A 7,602-nucleotide genomic window follows, 5' to 3' on the forward strand; every position below is an offset into this window, starting at 1 on the left:
GCGTGGTGAACGATCTGCGAGTGTGCTTCCCGATCCTGGCGTTCGTCAGCATCGGGCTGGAGTTCCGCCCCTCCTCGCTCAGGGAGGCGGGCCGGCGTCCGGTCGGCGTTCTTCGCCGCCGCGACGACGGTGAACCTGCTGCCGGCGCTGGGGCTGGCCGCGCCGTTGTTCGGTGGGTTCGCCGTTTGAGAGTGGGTACGGCTCGCGTGGCTAGGGGTGGTCGCGCGAGCCGTACCACTTGAGCGGTCATCCGGCGGAAAAGCGGCAGGATGGGTTTCGTGCGGATATCCATCCTGGGGACACTCGAAGTGACCGGCGCCGAGCCGATCGTGGTCGGCGGGTTCCGGTTACGGGCGCTCCTGGCCATCCTCGCCCTCGAAGCCGGGCGGACTGTCACGTCGGAGCGGCTCATCGACATGCTCTGGCCGCAGGAGCCGCCGGGCAACGCCGCCAACGCGCTGCAGACGCTGGTCAGGCGGCTGCGCGTGACGCTCAGGCCGTACGAGGTCGTGGAGAGCCGGGTGGGTGGCTATGTGCTGGCCGTCGACGCCGACCAGGTCGACGCGCTGCGCTTTCGCCGCCTGATCGGCCGCGCGAAGCTCGATCCGACCGGCCGCACGATGCTGGATCTGAGCGGCCGCACGAAGCTGGATCTGACCGGTCTCGCGAAGCTCGATGAGGCGCTCGCGCTCTGGCGCGGGCCCGCGCTCGCCGGCCTCGGCGCCGTGCCCCACCTGGCCAACGTGGCCGCCGGGCTGGAGGAGGATCGGCTGGCCGCCGTCGAGACCCGCGCCGAGGCGCGGCTGGCGGCCGGGCTGCCGGCCGACCTGGCCGCGGAGGTCGCCGCGCACCCCCTCCGCGAGCGGCTGTGCGCGCTGGAGATGCGCGGGCTGGCCGCCGCCGGGCGGCAGGCCGACGCGCTGGCCCTGTTCGAGCGCACCCGCCGGACGCTCGCCGACGAGCTCGGCGTCGACCCGGGGGCCGAGCTGCGCGCCGCCCACCTGGCCGTCGTGTCGGGCGAGGTTCCCGTACGGCAGGACCCTCCCCAGGGGTACGACCTGCCCAAGGGCAACGTCCGGGTGCCCCTGACCACGTTCATCGGCCGCGAGGACGAGCTGGACCTGCTGACCACCGTCCTCGGCCATGCCCGGATGGTCACGATCGTCGGCCCGGGCGGCGCGGGCAAGACCAGGCTGGCCGCCGAGGCGGCCCTGCGCATGGGTACGCGGTTCGACGGCACGTGGATGGTCGAGCTGGCCTCCGTCACCGATCCCGCGGCCCTGCCCGGCGCGGTGCTCGACGCCCTCGGCCTGCGCGACGACCGGCCCGGCTACGCGCATCACAAGCCGGATGTCCCCGGCTATCCGCGCCAAGGGCCGGCCCCTACGGGTGCGGACGGGCGACGGGGAGGGGGCGGAGCGCTCCAGCAGGTGGCCGAGGCCCTGGGCGAGCGCCGGGTGCTGATCGTGCTGGACAACTGCGAGCACCTCGTTGACGCCGCCGCGCGCCTGGCCGATGACCTGCTGGCCGGCTGCCCCGGCCTGTACGTGCTGGCCACCAGCCGTGAGCAGCTCGGCGTGCCGGGGGAGCGGCTGGTGCCCATCCCGCCGCTGGAGCCGCCCCCGCCCGGCGTGGGCGCGACCCGAGCGGCCGAATACCCGTCGGTACGCCTGCTGCTCGACCGCGCCACCGCGGCCCGGCCCGCGTTCGCCCTCGACGAGGGGAACGTCGACGCCGTGGTGGCCCTGTGCCGCCGGCTGGACGGCATGCCGCTGGCCATCGAGCTGGCCGCGGCCCGGCTGCGGACGATGACGCCGCGGCAGCTCGCCGACCGCATCGACGATCGCTTCCGGCTGCTGACGGGCGGCAGCCGTACGGCGTTGCCCCGCCAGCAGACGCTCAGGGCGGTGGTGGAGTGGAGCTGGGACCTGCTCGACGAGCCCGAACGCGAGCTGGCCCGCGGCTTCGCGGTCTTCGCGGGCGGCGCCACGCTCGAATCCGTCGAGGCGGTGTGCGGTGGCACCGCCCACCTGCTGGGCGCGCTGGCCGACAAGTCGCTGGTCCAGATGTCGCCGGAGGGCCGCTATTCGATGCTGGAGACGATCCGCGCGTACGCCGCCGACCAGCTGGCCGAGACCGGGGAGATGGCGGCGTACCGGCGGCGGCATGCCGTACACCTGCTCGATCTCGCCGAACGGGCGGTTCCCCAGCTGCGGACCGGCGCGCAGATCGAGTGGATCGAGCGGCTCTCGGCCGAGCGCGACGACTGCTCGGTGGCGCTGCGCTGGGCGCTCGACGAGCGCGACGTGGAGATCGCGCTGCGGCTCTGCGCGGCACTCAACTGGTATTGGTGGATGTGCGGCTACCGGCACGAGAGCGCGAGCTGGGCCGGTCAGGTGCTCGACCTGGCGGGCGACACCCCGCCCCCGGGCCTGGTGCGGGCGTACGTGGCCTGTCTGTTCGCGGGTGGGGTGAGCCGGTTCGCCACGATCGTCAGCGATCGGGCGGCCATGCAGGTCCTGTCTGTGCGGATGGACGAGCTGATCGCGGCGGCGGAGCGGGAAGGGCCCGTCCACCCGCTGCTGCTGATCAGCCGGGCCGTCATGGCGAGCGCGGCCGGGCAGGACGAGAAGGCCGCCGCGCTGCTCGATCACTTCGCCGAGAGCGATGACCTCTGGCTGGCCAGCTCGGCCAGGATGATCGGCGGCTCGCACGCGTCAGAAGAGCGGCTCGAGCAGGCGGTGGCCGGGTTCAGGAAGCTGGGCGACCGGTGGGGGCTGAGCGAGGCGCTGCTGAATCTGGCCGCGCTGCGCGCCGCGCGCGGCGCGCCCACGGATGATCTGATCGCCGAGACCCAGTCGCTCACCAGCGCGTGGGTGAGCTCGGAGGAGACGATCTCGACGCTGACCCGGCTGGCGACGCTCCGCGCGCAGAGCGGCGACCTTGACGGCGCCGCCGCCGACCTGGCCAGCGCCCGGCGCGGAGTCACGGCCGACCGGATCACCGGCAGCGCCGCCGACGGAACTCGGGCCGCCGACCGGATCGGCGCGGATGCGGAGATCTCGGCGTTCACCCTCATCCAGCTCGGGCTGGGGGAGGCCGCGCTGGCCTACCGGCTCGGCGATGTCGAGAAGAGCCTGGCCACCTACGGCGACCTGTTCCCGCTGCTGGCCGAGGCGCCGCCGATTCCGCAGCTCGCGGTGGCGGTCCACACCGGCTACGGCAGGGCGCTGACGGTGGGTGGCGACCCCGCGGCCGGGCTCGAACAGCACCGCCTCGCGCTCGGTCTGCTGGGTCCCACGCCGGATCTGCCGTACCTGTCGATCGTGCTGGCCGGGTGCGCGCTGGCCGAGCTGTCGGGCGGTGACCCGGAACGCGCGGCCGTCCTGTTCGGCGCGTCGGCCGCCGTCGAGCCGCCCGACGCGTCGGCCGACACCGTCGCGGGGACGGCGTCGGCCAGGGCCGCGCTCGGTGACGCGCGCTACGACGACCTGTACGGCAAGGGCGCCGCCATGGCCAGGCAGGAGGTCTACGAGATGATCGGCAGCATCGCGTAGGAGGGGTCGTGGACCGTGGTCGTGCCCTTCTGGGGGTTTCTGGCGAACCGGGGGAAGTTCGATCCCGCCACGTCGATCCTGATCCGGTGCCCGGGGCGGAAGAGGTTCGCGATCGCGCCCAGCTCGACCCTGACCTCGCGCACCACGCCGGGCGCCAGGTCCGTCACCCGGGTGATGGCGTCGGTCAGCAGCTCGGCCCGGCCACCGGGGTGCACGTCGACCAGCTTGACGGCGACGTCCGCGCTGGTCGCGGTGGACGACACGAGCACGACCAGCTCGGCGGCCCCGGTCACCTCCAGCGCGGCCTCGAGTGGCTCGCTCTGGTGACGCAGCACGTCGCCGCGCTCGTCGAGCGGGCGCTGGTCGAGCGGCCCGAAGGCGTCGAACGTCATCACCGCCCCACCCACCGTGGGGACCGGGTCGTCGGGGTCGCTGACGAACTCGCCGCCCCCGCCGCCCGCCGGGACGGTGCCGAGCGTGCCGTTCGGGCCCAGGTGGTACGCCAAGCGCCGGGCGGCGGGTGGCGGCCAGTCGGTCGCGGTGCGCCATTCGTCGGCACCCATCAGGAAGTACGTCACCGCGGCCCGGTCGCCCGGCGACTCCCCGCGCAACCACTGGCCGAACCAGTCCAGGTGCAGGCCGGTCCAGTCGATCGCGTCCTGGCTCGCCCGTGGCCCGTAATCCCGCCCGCAGACGTCGCCGTCCTGCGTGAAGTGCGCCCACGGGCCCACGACGAGCCGGGATCCGCCGCGCAGGTGCTGGTAGTGATCGATGGAGGCGTCGCGGAAGAAGTCGTACCAGCCGGTGCCCACCAGCGCCGGCACCTCGATCTCGGCGTAGCGGACGGCGCTGTTCCGCCACGTCTGCGACGCCGGGTCGGGATGGTCCATCCAGGCGGCGTAGGAGGGCATGAGGTCGGTCAGGAGCGGCTGGTCGCTGAGCGGCAGGCGCTCGGCCAGCCGCAGCATGGTCTCCGGGACCCGGTCGGGGAAGCCCAGCGCCGCCAGGTAGGCGTCACGGTCGGCGGTGAGCGCCGTGCCCCGGTCGATGCGGCGCTCCAGCTCGTTGAGCGCGAGCACGGTCGCGCTGACGGTCAGGACCATGTTGAGGTTGGGCACGCCCGAGTGGTAGACCACCTCGTGCAGTGACGCGGGCGCCACGTGCGGCGCGATGGCCCGCAAGCCCGCCGGGCGTTCCTGCGCGGCCAGGAGCTGGGTGATGCCCAGGTAGGAGTCGCCGAACATGCCGACGTTCCCGTCCGACCAGGGCTGGGTGGCCGCCCACCGCACCGCGTCATGACCGTCGGCGGCCTCGCCGGCGATGAAGCTGAACTCGCCGTCCGAGTCGCCGGTCCCGCGCACGTCCTGGATGGCGACCGCGTAGCCGGCGGCCACCAGCCGGGGCACGTCCAGGTGCATTCCCGGCCCCGGATCCGTCCTGCCGTACGGCGTGCGGGACAGCAGCACCGGGAAGGGACCGGGCCCGGCGGGCCGCCAGAGCGTGGCGACGAGGGTGACGCCGTCGCGGGTGGTCATGGTCTCCGTGGACTTGATCATGGGACCTTCCTGTCGCAGGCCCCCAGCACTGATGCTCATGTCGCTCAGCGTGTCGAAACGCCCTGGTAGAGGGCTGGCAATAACCTGTCACCTGTCTGTCAGGCCCTGGAGCCGGCAGGAAACGGGCCTACCGGACGGGCCGGAAAGTTGGGCCTTTCCCCACCACCGCAACGTCCTCACCCTCGGTTCAGGCGCGTGTCAACGACATCCCACGCGCTCGAGGAGGACTAGGTGAAACGCCGTTTTGTCATCCTGCTCGCCGTCCTCGGCCTGGTCTGCCTGACCGGCATGACCGGAGCCGGGGCCGCCGCCGAGCCGCCGCCGAACCGGCAGTATCGCGTGGAGGGACCGGCGAACGCCCAGCAACGCAGCGCCGTCGCCGCGACCGGTGCCGCGATCGACGAGGTGGCCTCGGGATCGGTCCTGATCACCGCCACGACGGCCGAGGTGGACGCGATCAGGCGCCTCGGCTACCGGATCTCGGAGGTGCCGCGCCCGTTATCGCCGTCCGGCGGCGTCGGGCCCTTTGACTTCCCGCCGGCGGACTCCGGCTACCACAACTACGCCGAGGCCAACGCCGACATCAACGCGCTCGTCGCCGCTCATCCCAACCTCGCGACCGTCTCCACGTACGGCACGTCGTACGAGGGCAGAGCCCTGCGCGTCGTCAAGATCAGCGACAACGTCGCGACCGACGAGGCCGAGCCGGAGGTGCTGTTCACCGCGCACCAGCACGCCCGCGAGCACCTCACGGTGGAGATGGCGCTCTACCTGATGCACCTGCTGGTCGACAACTACGGCACCGACACCCGGATCACGAACCTGGTGAACTCCCGGGAGATCTGGATCATGCCGGACCTGAACCCGGACGGCGGCGAGTACGACATCGCCAGCGGCTCCTACCGCTCCTGGCGCAAGAACCGCCAGCCGAACAGCGGCTCGTCGGCCGTCGGGACCGACCTGAACCGTAACTGGGCCTACAACTTCGGCTGCTGCGGCGGCTCCTCCGGCAGCGCCTCCAGCGAGACCTACCGCGGCGCGTCGGCCGAGTCGGCGCCCGAGGTCAGGGCCACGGCCGACTTCGTACGTGGCCGGGTCGTCGGCGGCGTCCAGCAGATCAAGTCGAACATCGACTTCCACACCTACGCCGAACTCGTCCTGTGGCCCTACGGCTTCACCTTCAACGACACGGCCCCGGGCCTGACCCAGGACGACCACGACGCGTTCGCCGCGCTCGGCCGGAACCTGGCCTCGACCAACACCTACACCCCGGAGCAGTCCAGCGACCTCTACATCACCGACGGGACGATCGACGACTGGCTGTGGGGCGCCTACAAGATCTTCAGCTTCACCTTCGAGATGTATCCCGTCAGCTCCAGTCCGGGCTTCTACCCGCCGGACGAGCAGATCGTCCCGCAGACCACCCGGAACAGGGAGGCGGTGCTCCGCTTCCTCGAGTACTCCGACTGCGTCTACCGGATCATCGGCAAGGAGGCCCAGTACTGCGGCACCGGCACCCCGCCCGTGACCGTCTACTCCGACACCTTCGAGACCGGCACCGGCTGGACCGTCAACCCGAGCGCCACGGACACGGCCACCACCGGCGCGTGGGAGCGCGGTGTTCCGGAGGCCACCACCTCCTCCGGGGCCAAGCAGCTCGGCACCACGGTCAGCGGCACCAACGACCTGGTGACGGGCCGTCTCGCGGGCACCTCCGCGGGTGACTTCGACATTGATGGCGGCAGCACCTCGATCCAGTCGCCGCCCATCACGCTGCCCGCCACCGGCACGCTCAGCCTCTCGCTGTCGTGGTACCTGGCGCACGGCTCGAACGCCTCCAGCGCCGACTACTTCCGGGTCAGGGTGGCCGGCGACACCACGACGACCGTCTTCCAGCAGGCCGGCGCGGCGGCCAACCGCAATGGGGCCTGGGCCACGGCCACGGCCGGTCTGAGCGCGTACGCGGGTCAGACGGTGCGCATCCTCATCGACGCCGCCGACGCTTCCGGCGCGTCCCTGGTCGAAGCGGGCGTCGATGACGTCCGCATCACGCAGCAGAACTGATCGTCCTTCGGCCGGTCACCACGGCGGAGCACCGAGTCCGGGTGCTCCGCCGTAGCCATGCCTGTCGGACCTCATCTTTGGGTCTTGTAAGACCCGGGTGTCAAGGCTACGATCGCGGCAACTCTTAGGAAACTTTCCTAAAAGAAATCATGAATCAGGAAGCCATGTCCCGGTCTCCGCCGTCCTCCTCCACTCTGACCCAGAGTGTTCCGGGCCGTCGAAGTGACCCTCCGACATGGGCAGCTCCCCTCCCACTCTGACTGGCCGAGCAAAGCGAACCCCTCCCGCTGCCACCCCCCAGCGGCCCGCGCCACCTCGCGGGCCCGTGCCGTACGGCTCGCGCTCTCACCCCCCGGCGCGAGCCGTACGGCACGCCACCCGGACAGGAACCGGCAAGCCGCACCCCCAGGGGCAGCCAAGGGGTT

Annotated in this window: 3 protein-coding genes; 2 read left to right on the plus strand and 1 reads right to left on the minus strand. The window is 72.1% G+C overall.

All coding sequences use genetic code 11. The features are described from left to right. Positions 1-278 precede the first annotated feature (278 nt). On the plus strand, positions 279-3,557 hold the full coding sequence (locus tag LDL49_RS09480) for an ATP-binding protein (RefSeq protein WP_225290567.1): 3,279 nt from the start codon (positions 279-281) through the stop codon (positions 3,555-3,557). Here the strand turns inward: LDL49_RS09480 and LDL49_RS09485 are convergent. Next, positions 3,530-5,113, minus strand: a complete 1,584-nt coding sequence (locus LDL49_RS09485) for a CocE/NonD family hydrolase (protein WP_225290568.1) — start codon at positions 5,111-5,113, stop codon at positions 3,530-3,532. The two genes, LDL49_RS09480 and LDL49_RS09485, sit on opposite strands and share 28 nt — an antisense overlap. Before the next feature lie 231 nt (positions 5,114-5,344). Here LDL49_RS09485 and LDL49_RS09490 point away from each other — a divergent pair, with 231 nt between their 5' ends. Continuing rightward, a complete protein-coding gene (locus LDL49_RS09490; protein WP_225290569.1) occupies positions 5,345-7,177 on the plus strand; it encodes a M14 family metallopeptidase in 1,833 nt (610 codons plus the stop codon). Positions 7,178-7,602: the final 425 nt, after the last annotated feature.

This window comes from Nonomuraea aurantiaca (genome assembly GCF_020215705.1).
In the GTDB taxonomy this organism is placed as follows: domain Bacteria; phylum Actinomycetota; class Actinomycetes; order Streptosporangiales; family Streptosporangiaceae; genus Nonomuraea; species Nonomuraea aurantiaca.

What these genes read in the sequence shown, in the direction of transcription:
- LDL49_RS09485 (WP_225290568.1), bottom strand. Translation starts at nt 5,113, where the DNA reads ATGATCAAGTCCACGGAGACCATGACCACCCGCGACGGCGTCACCCTC.